Annotated in this window: 14 protein-coding genes; 10 read left to right on the top strand and 4 right to left on the bottom strand. The window is 68.5% G+C overall.

Annotation, left to right across the window (positions count from 1 at the left end; genetic code table 11):
- The first annotated feature begins 22 nt into the window (after positions 1-22).
- The 3 genes from ACM2ZB_RS15090 to ACM2ZB_RS15080 all read left to right on the top strand — a co-directional run bounded on the left by ACM2ZB_RS15090 (position 23) and on the right by ACM2ZB_RS15080 (position 2,395).
- Positions 23-283, top strand: a complete 261-nt coding sequence (locus ACM2ZB_RS15090) for a hypothetical protein (protein WP_313441304.1) — start codon at positions 23-25, stop codon at positions 281-283.
- Positions 284-292: 9 nt separating this feature from the next.
- Positions 293-1,036: a pyridoxine 5'-phosphate synthase gene (locus tag ACM2ZB_RS15085; RefSeq protein WP_416056051.1), complete on the top strand. Its 744-nt coding sequence runs from the start codon at positions 293-295 to the stop codon at positions 1,034-1,036.
- A 246-nt stretch (positions 1,037-1,282) separates the two neighbouring features.
- Positions 1,283-2,395, top strand: coding sequence for a PA0069 family radical SAM protein (locus ACM2ZB_RS15080; protein ID WP_416056050.1), 1,113 nt, complete (start codon positions 1,283-1,285; stop codon positions 2,393-2,395).
- A 70-nt stretch (positions 2,396-2,465) separates the two neighbouring features.
- On the opposite strand, the gene ACM2ZB_RS15075 is transcribed toward ACM2ZB_RS15080, so the two are convergent.
- The 3 genes from ACM2ZB_RS15075 to ACM2ZB_RS15065 all read right to left on the bottom strand — a co-directional run bounded on the left by ACM2ZB_RS15075 (position 2,466) and on the right by ACM2ZB_RS15065 (position 5,739).
- Positions 2,466-3,173: a 2OG-Fe(II) oxygenase gene (locus ACM2ZB_RS15075; RefSeq protein ID WP_416056049.1), complete on the bottom strand. Its 708-nt coding sequence runs from the start codon at positions 3,171-3,173 to the stop codon at positions 2,466-2,468.
- A 108-nt stretch (positions 3,174-3,281) separates the two neighbouring features.
- Positions 3,282-4,298: a class 1 fructose-bisphosphatase gene (locus ACM2ZB_RS15070; RefSeq protein ID WP_313441321.1), complete on the bottom strand. Its 1,017-nt coding sequence runs from the start codon at positions 4,296-4,298 to the stop codon at positions 3,282-3,284.
- A gap of 238 nt (positions 4,299-4,536) precedes the next feature.
- Positions 4,537-5,739: an amino acid aminotransferase gene (locus tag ACM2ZB_RS15065; protein ID WP_313441323.1), complete on the bottom strand. Its 1,203-nt coding sequence runs from the start codon at positions 5,737-5,739 to the stop codon at positions 4,537-4,539.
- A 168-nt stretch (positions 5,740-5,907) separates the two neighbouring features.
- Between ACM2ZB_RS15065 and ACM2ZB_RS15060 the strand changes: the two genes are divergently transcribed.
- The 4 genes from ACM2ZB_RS15060 to ACM2ZB_RS15045 all read left to right on the top strand — a co-directional run bounded on the left by ACM2ZB_RS15060 (position 5,908) and on the right by ACM2ZB_RS15045 (position 12,643).
- Positions 5,908-8,031 carry a TonB-dependent receptor family protein gene (locus tag ACM2ZB_RS15060; protein WP_416056048.1) on the top strand — a complete coding sequence of 708 codons (2,124 nt, stop codon included), beginning with the start codon at positions 5,908-5,910 and terminating at the stop codon, positions 8,029-8,031.
- 122 nt (positions 8,032-8,153) lie between these two features.
- Positions 8,154-10,469: a TonB-dependent siderophore receptor gene (locus ACM2ZB_RS15055; RefSeq protein ID WP_416056047.1), complete on the top strand. Its 2,316-nt coding sequence runs from the start codon at positions 8,154-8,156 to the stop codon at positions 10,467-10,469.
- Positions 10,470-10,533: 64 nt separating this feature from the next.
- The gene (locus ACM2ZB_RS15050) at positions 10,534-11,262 is read left to right on the top strand and encodes a response regulator (RefSeq protein WP_416056046.1); all 729 of its coding nucleotides are present in this window, start codon (positions 10,534-10,536) and stop codon (positions 11,260-11,262) included.
- Entirely contained in the window at positions 11,255-12,643 is a 1,389-nt protein-coding gene (locus tag ACM2ZB_RS15045) for an ATP-binding protein (protein WP_416056045.1), read from the top strand. Before ACM2ZB_RS15050 ends, ACM2ZB_RS15045 begins: the two co-directional genes overlap by 8 nt.
- 117 nt (positions 12,644-12,760) lie before the next feature.
- Here ACM2ZB_RS15045 and ACM2ZB_RS15040 read toward each other — a convergent pair whose 3' ends face one another.
- Positions 12,761-13,084, bottom strand: a complete 324-nt coding sequence (locus tag ACM2ZB_RS15040) for a hypothetical protein (protein ID WP_313441333.1) — start codon at positions 13,082-13,084, stop codon at positions 12,761-12,763.
- Between the two features lie 150 nt (positions 13,085-13,234).
- Between ACM2ZB_RS15040 and ACM2ZB_RS15035 the strand changes: the two genes are divergently transcribed.
- The 3 genes from ACM2ZB_RS15035 to ligD all read left to right on the top strand — a co-directional run bounded on the left by ACM2ZB_RS15035 (position 13,235) and on the right by ligD (position 17,143).
- Positions 13,235-13,633: a hypothetical protein gene (locus ACM2ZB_RS15035; RefSeq protein WP_313441335.1), complete on the top strand. Its 399-nt coding sequence runs from the start codon at positions 13,235-13,237 to the stop codon at positions 13,631-13,633.
- Positions 13,634-13,732: 99 nt separating this feature from the next.
- Entirely contained in the window at positions 13,733-14,662 is a 930-nt protein-coding gene (locus ACM2ZB_RS15030; RefSeq protein WP_416056044.1) for a Ku protein, read from the top strand.
- A gap of 3 nt (positions 14,663-14,665) precedes the next feature.
- Positions 14,666-17,143, top strand: a complete 2,478-nt coding sequence (gene ligD / locus ACM2ZB_RS15025; protein WP_416056043.1) for a DNA ligase D — start codon at positions 14,666-14,668, stop codon at positions 17,141-17,143.
- Positions 17,144-17,196 lie beyond the last annotated feature (53 nt).

The following is a 17,196-nucleotide window of genomic DNA, read 5'->3' as shown; positions in this document are numbered from 1 at the left end:
CCGTGGCCTGGGGAGACTGACAATGTACTGGCTGTACCTGCTGCTGGCGCTGGGCTGCTTCGCCTTCGCCCTGAAAACACCGAGCATGGGCCTGATGTCGCTGGCCCTGCTGGGCGCCCTGCTGTTGCTGATGGCCTGGGTACGCGGCCGCTACGTGGCCCGCTTCGGCGACCTGCAGCGCGACCCGTCCACCCTGGTCGACGCCGACGAACTGCGCCGCCTGCGCGAGCAGCCCCGCCCCTCCGCGCCGATCAGTAACGATCCCCCCTCTTCCGTCCCGTAGTCCCGTTCCATGACCCAGCTCAGCGTCAACGTCAACAAGATCGCCGTCCTGCGCAATTCGCGCGGCGGCGCCGAACCGGATGTGGTGCGCGCCGCCCAGGCCTGCCTGGATGCCGGTGCGCACGGCATCACCGTGCACCCGCGGCCTGATCGCCGCCACATCACGGCCGAGGACGTGGTGGCGCTGTCGACCCTGACCCGCGCCCGCAGCGTCGAGTTCAACATCGAAGGCAACCCGTTCGCACCGCCGCGCGAGGGTTACCCCGGGCTGATTCCACTGTGCGCCCAGACCCGGCCCGCGCAGGCCACCCTGGTACCCGATGGTGACGGCCAGATCACCTCCGACCATGGCTTCGATTTCGAGCGCGATGGCGAACGCCTGCGCCCCCTGGTGGCGGAACTGAAGGCGCTGGGCTGTCGCGTCAGCCTGTTCGTGGACGCCGGCAACCCGCTGCTGGAACAGGCCGCCGCCGTCGGTGCCGATCGCATCGAGCTGTATACCGGTCCCTATGCCGAAGCCCACGCCGCCGGCGATGCCACCGCGATGCTGGAGCTGTTCGCCACCGCCGCGCGGCGCGCACAGGCGGTCGGCCTGGGCGTGAACGCCGGCCACGATCTGTCGCAGGACAACCTGCGTGAGTTCCTGACTGCAGTGCCCGATGTATTGGAGGTCTCGATTGGCCATGCGCTGATCGGCGAGGCCCTGTACGACGGGCTGCACGCCACCGTGCGGGGCTACCTGGCCCTGCTGTAACCGCCGCCGCCGGGCCTGACCCGGCGCTGCCGCGGCCCCCATCGCAGCTGCTGAGATCCCCGTGGCCCATGCTCCCGGCCTGTCTCGGCGATCGCGCGTGCGCGATCCCCGTGAAACCTGTGGATAAGCCTGGGGTCAACCTGCCCCCTCGTTCGCCTCCACGCCTACAGCTACGTGAATCCTGGCCGCTTGCGTCGCCTGTGGTTAGCAATAATACTAATGGCCCTGCAACGGCCGGAGGGCGACATGCAACACCTGCCTCTCAAGGCCCACCCCGCCATCAAGGGCCGCGGGTCTACGTCCCATCTTGCCGGCCGTTTTGAAAGCACGGTCAGCGAAGCGGTCGACGACGGCTGGGCCATCGACGAAAGCGAAGAGTTCCTCGCCCCGCGCCTGCGCACCGAAGTGCGTGCGGAGACCGCGCGCAGCATCATCAGCCGCAACAATTCGCCCGATGTCGGCTTCAGCCAGTCAGTGAATCCCTATCGCGGCTGCGAGCACGGGTGTTCGTACTGCTTCGCCCGCCCCTCTCACGCCTATCTGAACCTCTCGCCGGGCCTGGATTTCGAAACCAAGCTGTTCGCCAAGACCAATGCGCCGCAGCTGCTGCGCAAGGAGCTGTCAAAGCCGGGATACGTGCCGCAGCCGATCGCGCTGGGCATCAATACCGACGCGTACCAGCCCATCGAACGCAAGTTCAAGCTGACCCGCCAGCTGATTGAAGTGATGCTGGAGACGAAGCACCCGTTCTCGCTGATCACCAAGAACGCGCTGGTGGAACGCGATATCGACCTGCTGGCACCGCTGGCGGCGGAAAACCTGGTCAGCGTGCACTTCTCGGTGACCTCGCTGGACCCGCATCTGTCGGCCAAGCTGGAACCGCGCGCGTCGGCACCGCACGCGCGGCTGCGCGCGATGAAGCGGCTGCATGCGGCCGGCATTCCGGTGGGCGTGATGGTGGCGCCGGTGATCCCCTGGATCAACGACAGCGAACTGGAGGCGGTGCTTGAAGCCGCACACGACGCGGGTGCCAGCACGGCCGGCTACGTGCTGCTGCGCCTGCCGCTGGAAGTAGCGCCGCTGTTCCGCGACTGGCTCGATACCCACCACCCCGACCGCGCTGCGCACGTGATGAGCACGATCCAGCAGCTGCGCGGCGGCAAAGACTACGACAGCCAGTTCGGCACGCGCATGCGTGGCCAGGGCGTGTATGCCGAGCTGTTGAACAACCGCTTCAAGCTGGCCCGCAAGCGGCTGGGCTTCGATGCGCAGAACAGCCATTGGCCGAAGCTGGATTGCAGCCGGTTCCAGAAGCCGTTGCCGCCGCGCAAGGAATCGCCGCAGGGTTCGCTGTTCTGAAGTGTAGAGTCGAGCTTGCTCGACTGAGCGCGGAGAAGCTGTCGAGCATGGCTCGACTCTACAAAGGGCGCTACCCGCCGAACAGCTTCTGCGCACTCTGGAACAGGATCCAGCTGGTGGCGATGAACTTGTCGCCACCCTGCGGCCGGTTGCCGCGATGGGTGTGGGTGAACGCGGTGGGCGCGATCAACAGGCTGCCGGTGCGCGGTGCGATCTTGCGGCCCTGGAACAGGAACTCGGTTTCGCCTTCCTCGAACTCATCGTTGAGGTACAGCGTCCACAGCACATGCCGGTGCAGGGTCTCGGCCTGCGCATCCTTCGGGTACAGCTCGCAGTGCCAGTACGGGTAACCGCCCTCGCCTGCGGCATACCATTGCAGGTTGATCGCGCCCGGGCGCAGGCAGGTGCGGGCCAGGTCGGCCAGCTGTTCCGGTGCCATGTCGGGGAAATCCTCGGCCGACAGCCGGCGCGGTTGGCCGTTGCTGTCCTGGATCTGCAACATCAGCGGCGCGATCAATGCCTGTGGATAACGGCGTAGATAAGTCAGCAGCCCGGCGAAAACCGCCTGTTGCAGCATGTTGTCCACATCCCGCCAGCCATCCAGCCCGCTGATGCGCAGGTCCTTGCTGTGCTTGAGTTCCGGGAACACACCACTGCCCACCGCACCGGGCTTCAGGCCCTGGCTGGCACGCATGCGGGCGACGATGGCGGCGCATACGTCGCTGGGGACGGCGTTGTGGATGACTTCGATGAAATCGACCGGGCCCGGCTCGTGCATGCGTGCAATCCTTCGGCGGCAAGGGCTTGATGGTGCCGCTTGCCGCCGCTGCTGTCACCCCGCGGTCATGTCATCGCACTGCCATGACCGCTGTAGGGATGGCCGCACTCAAGCGGTCTTCGCGTCATGCTCCTGGTGATAGCGCACGGCTTCGGCCACTTCCTCGCGCGAGCCGAGGAACACCGGAACGCGCTGGTGCAGGTGGTTGGGCTGCATGTCGAGGATGCGTTCGCGACCGGTCCACGCGGCACCGCCGGCCTGTTCGACCAGCAGGCCCATCGGATTGGCTTCGTACATCAGGCGCAGCTTGCCGGCCTTGTCCGGTTCCTTCTTGTCCCACGGGTAGATGAAGATGCCGCCGCGGGTGAGGATGCGATGCACGTCGGCGACCATGCTGGCGATCCAGCGCATGTTGAAGTTCTTGCCGCGCGCGCCGTCCTTGCCGGCCAGCAGGTCCTGAACGTAGCCCTGCATCGGTGCTTCCCAATGGCGCTGGTTGGACATGTTGATGGCGAACTCCTGGGTGGCCGCCGGAATCTGCATGTTCTCGGTGGTCAGCACGAACTCGCCGGTTTCGCGGTCCAGGGTGAAGGCGTGGGTGCCGTGGCCGACGCTGAGCACCAGCTGGGTGCTGGGCCCGTAGATGCAGTAGCCGGCGGCGATCTGCTTGCTGCCCGGCTGGAGGAAGGCGTCATCGCCCGGCAGCTCGACGTTGGTCGGGCAGCGCAGCACCGAGAAGATGGTGCCGACGGAGACGTTGACGTCGATGTTGGAGCTGCCATCGAGGGGATCGAACAGCAGCAGGAAATCACCGCGCGGGTAGATGTCCGGCACCGGCTGGCTGTGGTCCATCTCTTCCGATGCGCAGGCGGCGAGGTGGCCGCCCCAGGCGTTGGCTTCCAGCAGGATCTCGTTGCTGATGACGTCCAGCTTCTTCTGCGCTTCGCCCTGTACGTTGCCGGTGCCGGCTTCACCGAGCACGCCGCCGAGGGCGCCCTTGCTGACGGCGATGGAGATGCTGGTGCAGGCGCGGGCGACCACGGCGATCAGCTGGCGCAGGTCGGCGTTGATGCGGCCGGCGTGCTGTTGCTGGATCAGGAAGCGGGTCAACGAAGTACGGGACATGGGCGGGCAGGTCTCGGCAGCGGGAAAACGACTATTGTCGCTGCTGTGTGCGGCGCGTGCGTGATGGGTTTGGGGCGAAATCGATTACAGGGGCGTTGCGCTGTGTGGCGCCTCCCCCACGCCCTGCGCTTCAGGGTTCGCCGCGAGCGCGGTGGGTGTGGCGAAGGCAAAGGCAAAGCAAGAGCAAAAACAAAGGCGCCTTTCGGCGCCTTTGTTTTCAAGCATGTGCGGCGTTGCTTCAGCCCTTGGCGACGGTGGCCACGGCCTTGGCGACGTATTCCAGGTTGTTCTGGTTCAGCGCGGCCACGCAGATGCGGCCGGTGCCGACGGCGTAGATGCCGAACTCGTCGCGCAGGCGTTCCACCTGCTCACGGCTCAGGCCGGAGTAGGAGAACATGCCGGCCTGTTCGTTGATGAAAGCGAACTGTGGGGCACCGGCAGCGGCGAGCTTTTCCACCAGGCCCTGGCGCAGGGCGTGGATGCGCTCGCGCATCTCGGTCAGTTCCTGCTCCCACATCGCGCGCAGGTCCGGGTTGGTCAGCACGCCGGCCACCAGCGCGGCACCGTGGGTGGACGGGCTGGAGTAGATCGTGCGGATCACGCGCTTGACCTGCGACTGCACGGCCTTGGCATCAGCAGCGGTCGGGGCGACCATCGACAGCGCACCCACACGTTCGCCATACAGCGAGAAAGACTTGGAGTACGAGTTGGCCACGATGAAGCTGTCGATGCCGGCTTCGGCAATGATGCGCACGGCGGCGCCATCCTGCTCGATGCCCTTGTCGAAGCCCTGGTAGGCCATGTCGATGAAGGGGAACAGCTGCTTGTCCTTCAGCACCTGCGCGACCTGCTTCCACTGGCTGACGGTGAGGTCGGCGCCGGTGGGATTGTGGCAGCAGGCGTGCAGCAGCACCACGGTACCGGCCTGCAGCTTCTGCAGGTCGGCCAGCATGCCGTCGAAATCCACGCCATGGGTGGCAGCGTCGAAGTAGGTGTACTCGACCACGTCGAAACCGGCGGCGCCGAACACGGCGCGGTGGTTTTCCCAGCTCGGGTTGCTGATGGCGATGGTGGCGTGCGGCAGCAGCTTCTTCAGCACGTCGGCGCCGACGCGCAGCGCACCGCTGCCACCGACGGTCTGTGCGGTGGTGACGCGGCCGGCGGCCAGCAGCGGCGAGTCCTTGCCGAACACCAGTTCACGGGTCGCCTGGGTGTAGGCAGGCAGGCCGTCGATCGGCAGGTAGCCACGCGGTTTGGCTTCGGTGGCGAGCTGCTGCTCGATCTGCTTGACGGCGCGAAGCAGCGGAATGCGGCCGCTCTCGTCGTAGTAGATGCCCACACCCAGGTTGACCTTGGTCGGGCGGCTGTCGGCGTTGTACGCCTCGGTCAGGCCCAGGATCGGGTCGCCCGGGACCAGTTCCACGTTTGCAAAGAAGGACACGGCGGTACTCGTTCTATTTGAGGGGGAGAAGAAGCGCGGGTCGCGAAGCTGCAGCCATGGGCCGCAACCGTGCCATCGTAACAAAGCGTGCCACCGGCGCGGCGGCCATCGTCACGCCACAGCCCGTACCATGCCGTGTTGTTTCCCCGCCGTGCGTATAGCTGAACGATGAACGAGTCCCTGGCGCGCCGCCGCCTGCCCCTGCTGATCGCCCTGCTGCCGCTGCCGGTGCTGGCCCAGAACGGCGGCAACCCCATCCCGCAGCCGTTGCCGACCGTGGAAGTGCAGGCCGCACGCGTGCAGGGCATCGACCCGTTCGCGCTGCCGGCCAGCCAGGACACGGTGTGGGTGGGCGATGACCGCAGCGGCCCGGGCGTGCAGGTGTCCGAGGCGCTGGCCGGGGTGCCGGGCGTGCTGGCCCGTGACCGCCAGAACTTCGCCCAGGACACCCAGCTGTCCATCCGCGGCTTCGGCGCGCGTTCCACCTTCGGCGTGCGCGGGGTGCGGGTGCTGATCGACGGTGTGCCGGCCACCATGCCCGATGGCCAGGGCCAGCTGTCGCATGCCAGCCTGCTCGGTGCCGAGCGCATCGAGGTGCTGCGCGGGCCGTTCTCGGCGCTGTACGGCAATTCGTCCGGCGGCGTGCTGCAGGTGTGGAGCGCGCAGGGCCAGGCCGGTGACCCGTGGCGGCTGCGGGTGAATGCCGGTGCCGACAACACCTTCAGCGTCGGCGCGCAGCTGCGCGGTGCCGGCCCGGTGGTGGACTACAACATCGCCGCCAACCACTTCCGCACCGATGGCTGGCGCGACCACAGCCAGGCGCGGCGCGAATCGCTCAACGCACGGCTGGGCGCTGAAGTCGGCGGCGGCCGGCTGGAGCTGCTGCTCAATGCCCTCGACGCCCCCGACGCGCAGGACCCGCTGGGCCTGACCCGCGCCCAGGTGGCGGCCGATCCGCGCCAGGCCACCAGCGTGGCCCACCAGTACAACACCCGCAAATCGGTACGGCAGCAGCAGGCCGGCCTGCGCTGGACCCGCGAAAGCGGTGCCCAGCGCTGGCAGCTGATGGGCTATGCCGGGCAGCGCGCGGTGACCCAGTTCCTGCCCATTCCGCCCACGGCGCAGGCCAATCCGCTGCATGCCGGCGGGGTGATCGACCTGGACGGCGGCTACGGCGGCGTGGATGCGCGCTGGGGCTGGAACGGCGAGCTGGCCGGGCGTCCGCTGGACGTGGTGGCCGGCATCAGCGCCGACCGCCAGCGCCAGCACCGCACCGGCTACGAGAACTTCGTCGGCAGCACGCTGGGCGTGCGTGGCCGCCAACGCCGCGACCAGATCGACATCGTGCAGAACCTGGACCAGTTCGCCCAGGCCTGGTGGCAGTGGAGCCCGCGCTGGTCGCTGCTGGCCGGCGTGCGCCACAGCACCGTGCGCTTCGAATCGGACGACCGCTATATCGTCGGTGCGAACCCCGATGACAGCGGACGCCGCCGCTACCAGGCCACCACCCCGGTGGCCGGGATCAGCTTCGAGGCCACCCCGCAGTGGCGCCTGCACGCGGCGGTCGGGCGCGGATTCGAAACGCCCACCTTCAACGAGCTGGGCTACCGCAGCGATGGCCAGGCGGGCCTGGCCCTGGACCTGTCGGCGGCACGCAGCCGCAACATCGAGGTTGGCAGCAAGTGGCACGCGCAGAGTGGAACCCAGCTGGATATCAGCGTGTTCCGCGCCGTTACCGACGATGAGCTGGCCGTTGCCAGCAACACCAATGGCCGCAGCACCTACCGCAACATCGGCCGCACCCGCCGCCAGGGCGTGGAACTGGAATACCGGCAACCGCTGGCCGAGCAGCTGGAACTGCAGCTGGCCTGGACCTGGTTGCAGGCCCAGGTGCGTTCGCCCTACCTGACCTGCGGCGGCAGCGGCTGCCGCGTGCCCGATACCGTGGTGGCGGCCGGCAGCCGCCTGCCCGGCGTACCGCGGCAGCAGGCCTTCGCCCGCCTGCAGTGGGCGCCCGGCGACTGGCAGTGGGCGCTGGAAGCCAATGCCAGCAGCGACACGGTGGTGAATGACCTGGCCACCGAGCGCGCGCCGGGCTACACCGTGCTGAACCTGGAAGCCGGCCGCCGCTGGACGCTGCCCGGTGGTGACCTGCGCGCCTTCGCGCGGCTGGACAACCTGCTGGACCAGGCCTACATCGGCTCGGTGATCGTCAACGACGGCAACGGCCGCTTCTACGAACCGGGCCCGGACCGGCGCGCCAGCGTGGGCGTGCAGTGGTCCTGGCGCTGACGCGTACGGACGCGCTGGGTTACATACCCTTACATCTTCACGAACCGGTAACGCGGGGCGCGTCGCTATCATGACGCAAATGGGAATCGATCCCATTTGAATCTCCGATAAGGACTCCCCCTGTGACTGCCGATGCCCTCACCCGCGCGGGCCTGCCGCGCGCTGCCCTGCCGTGCCCGCCTGCCCTCGGCCGACGCGCTCTTGCCCTGGCCATCGTCCTGGCGCTGCCGCTGGCGGCCCACGCCGAAGCGCCCGCCGATGCCAGCCCGACCACCCTGGACGGGCTGGAAGTGACCGCGCGCCGCCAGTCGCAGGCTGACAGCTACACGCTGCCGATCAGCAAGGCGGCTATCGGCCTGGACCTGAGCCTGCGGCAGACCCCGCAGTCGGTGACCACGGTCACCCGCCAGCTGATGGATGACCTGCAGATCGAGTCCATCAACGACGTGCTGACCAGCACCACCGGCATCACCACCTATTCGCTGGACAACGCCGGCCGCACCACCTTCCGCGCGCGTGGCTTCGACATCGGCAACTTCAAGGTCGATGGCATGCTGATCAACGGCGCCAGCAGCTTCAGCGGCGGCGGTGCCGGCCTGAACATGGACCTGTACGACCACGTGCAGGTGGTGCGCGGTGCCAACGGCCTGCTGGGCGGTACCGGCGACCCGTCGGCCACGGTGTACCTGGAGCGCAAGCGCCCGACCCGCGAATTCGGTGGTGCCGCCGCGCTCACCCTCGGCAGCCATGACAAGCGCCGCCTGATGGGCGACGTGAACGTGCCGCTGACTGCCGGTGGCCGCGTGCGCAGCCGCTTCGTGGTCAGCGCCGAGGATTCGGACACCTTCCGCCAGCGCGAAGACCTGCAGCGCCTGGGCGGCCTGGCCAGCTTCGAGGCCGACCTGGGGGATGCCACCGTGCTGAACCTGGGCGTGCAGTACGAGCGCACCCGCAACGGTGGCGGTTCGTGGGGCAGCAATGTGCCGATCTGGTGGGCCGACGGCAGCCGCACCAACCTCTCGCGCAGCACCAACCCGGCCGCCGACTGGAGCGTAGCCAAGCGTGACAACACCTCGGTGTTCGGCAGCGTGGAACAGGGCCTGGGCGCGGACTGGAAGCTGCGCGTGGCCTTCGCCCATGACAGTGGCGAGAGCTACACCCACTACGGCGTGGCCAAGGTCAACAACGCCGCGCGTGGCCAGGGCTTCGCCGGCTTCTGGAACCCCGATGGCAGCGGCGCCTTCCTCAACGCCATCCACAATGAATCGGAGACCCGCCGCGACAACCTCGACATCAGCGTCAGCGGCCCGCTGCAGCTGTTCGGCCGCGAGCACCAGCTGATGGCCGGCTTCAACGGCTACCGCAGCGAGATCACCGACTACACCTTCAGTGCCGCGCTGGGCAACTGCAGCATCGCCGGTGTCGCGCCGTGGAGCGGCTGCCAGTACCGCGCGGTCGGCCTGCCGATCGACGACTGGCGCACCTGGGACGGCAGCTACGCGCCGTTCGAGACCTTCCGTACCGCGGCCCGCAGCAAGACCATCACCCAGAACCTGGGGGGCTACCTGGCCGGCCGCTTCAGCCTGGCCGAGCCGCTGTCGCTGGTGCTGGGCACCCGCGTGAGCAACTACAAGACCTACACCCAGACCTATACCCAGGCCAACGTGCGCAGCCGCGGCGCGGCCAGTGGTGAACAGCAGGTGGTGACGCCCTATGCCGGCCTGGTGTGGGATTTCGCCGCGAACTACTCGGCGTATGTGAGCTACACCGATGTGTTCAGCCCGCAGGGCAACGTGCGTGATGCCAACGACAGCCTGCTCGACCCGGTCACCGGCAAGAGCTACGAAGCCGGCATCAAGGGGGAGTGGGCCGATGGCGCGCTGAATGCCGCGCTGGCGGTGTTCCGCAACGAGCAGAACAACGTGGCCGAGAGCACCGGCGAAGTGCATCCGGAGACCGGCTTCACCATCTACCGCGCGGTGGACGGGGTGAAATCCAAGGGCGCCGACCTGGAAGTGTCCGGCCGTCTGGCGCAGGGCTGGAACGTGTATGCCGGCTACACCTGGCTGCAGGTCGACGGCCTGTCCTACCAGCAGGACCCGCGCCACCTGCTGCGCCTGAACACCTCGTGGACACTGCCGGGTGCGCTGTCGAAGCTGACCGTGGGCGGTGGCCTGTCGATGCAGAGCGGCACGGTGATGTCGACCAACCCGGGTCGTCCGCTGGGCAGCGGCAAGTACGACGCCAGCAACCTGCCGATGGGCGGCTACACCCTGATCAACCTCATGGCGCGCTATGCCCTGACCGACAACGTGCAGCTGGCGGTGAACGTGAACAACCTGACCGACAAGCTGTACTACAGCCAGTACGGGTTCTACGACGGGCTGATCTTCGGTGAACCGCGCACCACCACGTTCAGCATCCGCGCGCGCTTCTGACGCCGCGTTCCGGAGGTGGCACCGGTGCAATGCGGGTCGGTGCCGCATCTGGGAAGATGCCGACATGGTTGAGATGCCCCACCCCACCGCACGCATCCTGATCGTCGATGACGACCCGGACATCGGCGCCCTGCTGGCCGAGTACCTGGGCCAGCACGGGCTGCAGACCGTCGTTGCCGGCGATGGCGAGGGCATGCGCGCGGCCTTGGCTGCACACGCCTTCGACGCGGTGGTGCTGGACCTGATGCTGCCTGGCGAGGATGGGCTGGCCCTGTGCCAGCAGCTGCGCGAGCAGACCGCCCTGCCGGTGATCATGCTGACCGCGCGCGGCCGCCCGGCTGACCGCATCCTCGGTCTGGAAGTGGGCGCCGATGACTACATGGCCAAGCCGTTCGACCCGCGCGAGCTGCTGCTGCGCCTGCGCGCGGTGCTGCGCCGCCAGGCCCCCGTACCGCCGCCGGCCCCGGACGTGGCACGGCTGCGCTTTTCCGGCTGGACCCTGGACCCACGCACCCACCTGCTGCAGGCCGACGATGGCCGCCGCCACCTGCTGGGCGAGACCGACTTCACCGCACTGCAGCTGTTCCTGCGCCACCCCGACGAAGTGCTGGAGCGCGACTTCCTGGTTGAACAGGTCTATGGCCGCGACCGCCTGCCCAGCGACCGCAGCATCGACATGTGCATCAGCCGGCTGCGGCAGATGCTGGAACAGGACAGCCGTGCACCGCTGCTGATCCGCACCGTGCGCAACCGGGGCTACTGCCTGGCCGGCCCGGTGCAGGCCGATGGCTGAGGCACGCCTGGGCTGGCCGCGCACGCTGTACGGGCGGCTGGTGCTGGTGCTGGTGGCCGGCATGCTGCTGGCGCAGCTGCTGACCGGCACGGTGTGGCACGACGCCCGTTACGAGCGGGTGGCCGAGATACCCGCGCGGCTGGCCGCCGCGCACGTGGCGCAGACGCTGCGCCTGCTGGAGGCGCCGGCCTCGCCGCTGGCCGGCGCCGACCCCGCCGTGCTGTCCACGGCCGACCTGACGGTGCGCGCGGTGGAAGACAGCGGCCATGTTTCGCTGCGCGCGCGGGACCGTGCGGTGGAGCAGCTGCTGCGTGCCGCGCTGGCGGCGGAACTGGGCACGCCGCGCGAACTGCATCTGCAGCGCCTGCGCCTGTATGACGCGCAGGGGCGCGAGGATGACAAGGTGCTGTCGGCGCGCCACGTCGCCGGGCAGTTCCAGCTGCGCGTGCGCAGTGCACACGGGCGCTGGCTGCAGTTCGACGTGCGCGAAGGCCAAGCCGGCCTGCAGCTGGAACCGGCCCATGCGCTGGGCGATTACCTGCTGCGCATCTACGGCCTGCGGACCCTGCTGATCGTGCTGCTGGCCCTGCTGGTGGTGCGCTGGCTGACCCGCCCGCTGACCCGCCTGGGTGCGGCCGCGCAGGCATTGGGCCGCAACCTGCATGCGCCGCCGCTGCCGCTGGAAGGGCCGCGCGAAGTGCGCCAGGCCGCGCAGGCCTTCAACCAGATGCAGCAGCAGCTGCAGCAGGCCGCACAGGGGCGCGAGGAGCTGCTGGCGGCGGTCTCGCACGACCTGCGCTCGCCGCTGACCCGCCTGCGCCTGCGTACCGAACTGCTGGCCGACGAAGCCGCACGCACGCGCTGGCGGGCCGACCTGGACGACATGCAGGAGCTGGTCGACTCCATCCTCGACTACAGCAGCGCCACCCAGCTGCGCGGCGAACGCGAGCCGATCGATGTCGATGCACTGCTGTCCACGGTGGTCGAGGACGCCCGCGAAACCGGCCATGCGGTGCAGCTGCAGGGCCGGGTGGGGGGGAGCTACCGCGGCTTCCCGCGCAGCCTGAAGCGCGCGCTGGTGAACCTGCTGGACAATGCCGGGCGCTATGGGGGCGGCGCGCAGGTCCAGGCGTGGATCGAAGCCGAGGCCCTCCATATCAGCATCACCGACCAGGGCCCGGGTATCCCGGCCGGGCAGCGGGAGCGGATGCTGCAGCCGTTCCAGCGGCTGGAGGCTTCACGCAGCGCCCGCCACGGCGGCACCGGGCTGGGCCTGAGCATTGCCGTGGCCGTGGTGCAGGCGCATGGCGGCCAGCTGCTGCTGGAAGACGGCCCTTGCGGGCGCGGGCTGTGCGTGCGGATCACCCTGCCGCAATCGTAGAGTCGAGCTTGCTCGACTGCTTGTGCCGGTAACCGCCAGTCGAGCAAGCTCGACTCTACGGCTGCACGGACGGTAGCGCCGGGCCGTGCCCGGCGAGCGCGTCGCGCGGCCGCAGGCTCAATCCGGCGCCTTGGCCGGCACGAACGGCGAGGTCGGGTCGCTGGCCGGGAAGGTCTCCTCCAGCGCCTGGTCCTGGTTGTCGCTGGCGTGCTGCTTGCGCTCGCGGCGCTTGAGCGGGCTTTCCTGGCCACCGCGATGGCGGTCACCGCAGTCCTTGCGGTCCTGCGCTGCCTGTTCAGCGTGGTGCACCACCGGCAGGGCGTCCTCGTGCGGCACGCTCATGCCGGCGCCGCGGTCCTCGGCATCGGCCAGGTCATGCTTGGCGCGCGATTCCCCCGGCACGGGGGCGTGGGTCTGGCGCAACGGGTCGCGGGTCGGCATGGCGGGCTCCTGCATCGATCTGATCGGGCCCCTACTACAGCGCCGCGCAGGTAAAGCCGCCGCGAACCCGGCGTCATGAACATCTTTGTCACGGCTGGATAACGGCAGCGCCGGTATTCCTGCCCACCCGCCCTGCTGCAGGAGCCGGCCATGGCCCGTCTTGAACGCCCCGCCCCGTCCGTGTTCAACGCCCTGCTCGACCCGCTGGGTCCGCGCACGCCGCTGCGCAGGGCGCGCCGCCATGAAGATCCGCAGGCGGTTGCGCAGGACTACCTGCAATACATGCTCAGCGACTACGAGCGGCGCCGCGCCAACGGCCACCGCAACTGGCGTGATCTGTGCCCGGTCTACGCCTTCGCCCTGACCACCCACGCCGCCGACTGGCCCCGTGGCGGCGACGCCGATACCTGCGAGGAACTGGCCGCGCACTGGGAACAGATGCGCGGGCAATCGCGCCTGGGCTGGTCGCAGGCGCGGCCGGTGGTCGAGGACGCCTGGCGCGCGCTGGACCACATCCCCACCGCAGCGGTGCGCCCGCTGCTGCAGTGACCGGGCCGCACCACGCGACCCACCCTGCACGACGCCGACACGGTCGTTTCACGGGGCGCAGCCGAATCTGGCCGCCCCGTCGAACTGCAGGTGCGCGCCATGGCCCGCCCGATCTGGACCGGTACCCTTTCCTTCGGCCTGCTGAACGTGCCGGTTTCGCTGATGTCCGGCGAGCGCAAGGTCGACCTGCAGTTCCGCATGCTCGATTCGCGCGACCGCAAGCCGATCCGCTTCGAGCGGGTCAACGCCGATACCGGCGAGGAAGTGCCCTGGAAGGACATCGTCAAGGCCTACGAGTACGACAAGGGCAGCTATGTCGTTCTGGAAGAAGGCGATATCCGCTCGGCCGCGCCGGAGAGCCATGAAACGGTGGAAGTGGAGGCCTTCGTCGACGCCAGCCAGATCGACCCGCGCTATTACGAGAAGCCCTACCTGCTGCTGCCCGGCAAGAAGGCCGAGAAGGGCTACGTGCTGCTGCGCGAAACGCTGCGCGGCACCGGCAAGGCGGGCATCGCGCGGGTAGTGGTGCGGACCCGCGAATACCTGTGCGCGGTGATGCCGCAGGGCCACGCGCTGGTGCTGATGATCCTGCGCTACCCACAGGAACTGGTCGATCCGGAAGACTACAAACTGCCCACCGGCAGCCTGGCCGACTACCGCATCACCGCGAAGGAAACGGCGATGGCCGGACAGCTGATCGAATCGATGGCCGCCGACTGGGACCCCTCGCAGTACCACGATGAATTCCGCGAGCGCCTGCAGCAGGTATTGAACAAGCGCATCAAGTCCAAGGGCGGCACCACCCAGGTGGAAGAAGAGCCGGTGCAGCACGAAGACGCCAGCACCAACGTGGTGGACTTCATGGCGCTGCTGCAGAAGAGCCTGGATGCGAACAAGCGCACGCCGGCGAAGAAGACGGCGACGCGCAAGGCACCGGCGAAGAAGGCGGCGAAGAAAGCGGTGAAGAAGACCACCCGCAAGCCAGCCAAGGCGACGAAGAAGAGCGCACCGCGACGCAAGGCAGGTTGAGCCATGTCGCTGCACCAGTACCGGCGAAAGCGCCGCCTGGGGGGCGCCGCCGGGCAGACACCGGAACCGGACGACACGCCTGCGGCTGGCGATCCCAGGCGCCGCCCGATCTTCGTCATCCAGCTGCACCACGCCAGCTCGCGGCACTACGACTTCCGCCTGGAGATGGACGGCGTGCTGAAGAGTTGGGCGGTGCCGAAAGGGCCCTCGCTGCGCGTGGGCGAGAAGCGCCTGGCGGTGGAGGTGGAGGACCATCCGCTGTCCTACGCCGGCTTCGAAGGTGACATTCCCGAGGGCCACTATGGCGCTGGCCACGTGGATCTGTTCGACCACGGCAGCTGGGCCTGCGAGGGCGATCCGCTGCAGGCACTGGCGGCCGGCAAGATCGACTTCGTACTGCACGGCCAGCGCCTGGCAGGCGGCTGGAAGCTGGTGCGCACGGCGATGAAGGGGCGCCAGGTGCAATGGCTGCTGATCAAGCGTGACGATGCCGACGCACGCGATGCCGAGGCCGATGATCTTGTGGAGAACGCCATGCCAGCACCGAGGGCTGCAGCAAAGCAGGCGAAGAAGGCTGCAAAGAAGGCAGCACGCAGCACCCCACGCTGGGCAGACGCGCGCTGGCACGCACGCGCGCTGAAGCTGGAGGGTGCACGTGACCATCCCTATCCCCGCGGCTTCACGCCGCAGTTGACTGATCACCGCGCCACCGCCCCCGATGGCGAACGCTGGCTGCACGAGATCAAATGGGATGGCTACCGGCTGCTGGCCGATCTGCACGAAGGCGAGGTTAAACTGCGCTCGCGCAATGGCCTGGACTGGACGGCCGACTTCCCTGAAGTGGTGCAGGCGGTGCGCGCGCTGCCGCTGCGCGATGCGCGCCTGGATGGCGAGCTGGTGGTGCTTGATGCCCAGGGTCGCAGTGATTTCGCCGCCCTGCAGCGTGTCATCGATGGCAGTTCGAAACAGCCGCTGCGCTACATCGTGTTCGACCTGCCCGGTGTGGCCGGCGTGGACATCAGCCGCGCGCCGCTGGCCGAACGCAAGGCCCTGCTGAAGGATCTGGTCGGGCCGACGCCTGGTACCCTGGCCTTCAGCGAGCACGTGGTCGACCATGGCCCGGCGGTGTTTGCGGCCAGCGGCGAGGCCGGCTTCGAAGGCATCGTCAGCAAGCAGATCGACGCACCCTATGTGAATGCCCGCGCGCGCAGCTGGGTGAAGGTGAAGCACGAGGACACCGATGAATTCATCATCATCGGCCACACCGCGCCCAAGGGCAGCCGTGTGGGCTTCGGTTCCCTGCTGCTGGCCACGCCCGATGCCGGTGGCCTGCGCTATGTGGGCCGGGTTGGCACCGGCTTTGACGATGCGGCGCTGAAGGCGCTGAGCAGCGCGCTGGCACCGCTGGCGGTGAAGACGCCGGTGCTGGCGTTGCCGGCGCATGTTCCGTTCCGCGCCAGCAGCGTGCGCTGGGTGAAACCAGTAGTGGTGGCCGAGGTCGCCTTCCGTGGCTGGGGCAAGGAAGGCCTGCTGCGCCAGGCCAGCTTCAAGCGCCTGCGCAGCGACAAGCGAAAGGAGGATCTGGGCATGGCACCGGCAGCAGCAGGCAGCGAGGATGCGGCAGTGGCCATCAGCCATCCCGAACGCGTGGTGTACCCGCAGAAGAAGCTGCGCAAAGGCGATGTGGCCGACTACTACCTGCACATGGCGCGCTGGATCCTGCCGGAAATTGCCGGCAGGCCGCTGTCGCTGCTGCGCTGCCCCGATGGCGTCGGCAAGGCCTGCTTCTTCCAGAAGCACCACGGCCCCGGCCTGGGCGATGCCGTGCACGCGGTGCCGCTGCAGCAGAAGAGCGGGCGCGAGGACTACGTCTACATCGACGATGCGCGCGGCCTGCTGCAGCTGGTGCAGATGAACACGCTGGAGCTGCATCCCTGGGGCGCGACGGTGGCCGACCCCGAGCATCCGGACCGGCTGGTGTTCGACCTGGACCCCGGCGACGGTGTGAGCTGGGCGCAGGTGAAGGCGGGCGCGCGCGATGTGCGCGACCGCTTGCTGCAGGTCGGCCTGCAGAGCTTCGTACGGCTGTCCGGCGGCAAGGGCGTGCACGTGGTGGTACCGCTGCGGCCGAAGGCGGACTGGGAACAGGCCAAGGTCTTCTGCGAAGCCTTCGCCCAGGCGATGGCGCTGGAGCAGCCGGATCGCTACGTGGCGACGATGAGCAAGGCCAAGCGCCAGGGCGTGATCTTCATCGATTGGCTGCGCAATACGCGTGGTGCCACCAGCGTGTGCTCGTGGTCGCTGCGTGCGCGCGAGAGTGCGGGCGTGGCCGTACCACTGCGCTGGGAAGAGCTGGCGAAGGTGAGCGCCGCAGATGCGTTCCCGATGGACAAGGCGCTGGCGCGTGCGAAGCGCCTGAAAGGGGATCCGTGGCGGGGGATTGACCGCTTGAAGCAGGTGTTGCCGACCGGTAACCGGTAGCGCCGGGCCACGCCCGGCGAGCGCGCAGCGCGGATACGTTGCGTGTCGCCGGG

The sequence above is a fragment of the Stenotrophomonas maltophilia genome (assembly GCF_047782825.1).
GTDB lineage: Bacteria > Pseudomonadota > Gammaproteobacteria > Xanthomonadales > Xanthomonadaceae > Stenotrophomonas.
The sequence above is the reverse complement of the archived record's forward strand: the minus strand, read 5'-3'. Positions and strand labels throughout refer to the sequence as shown.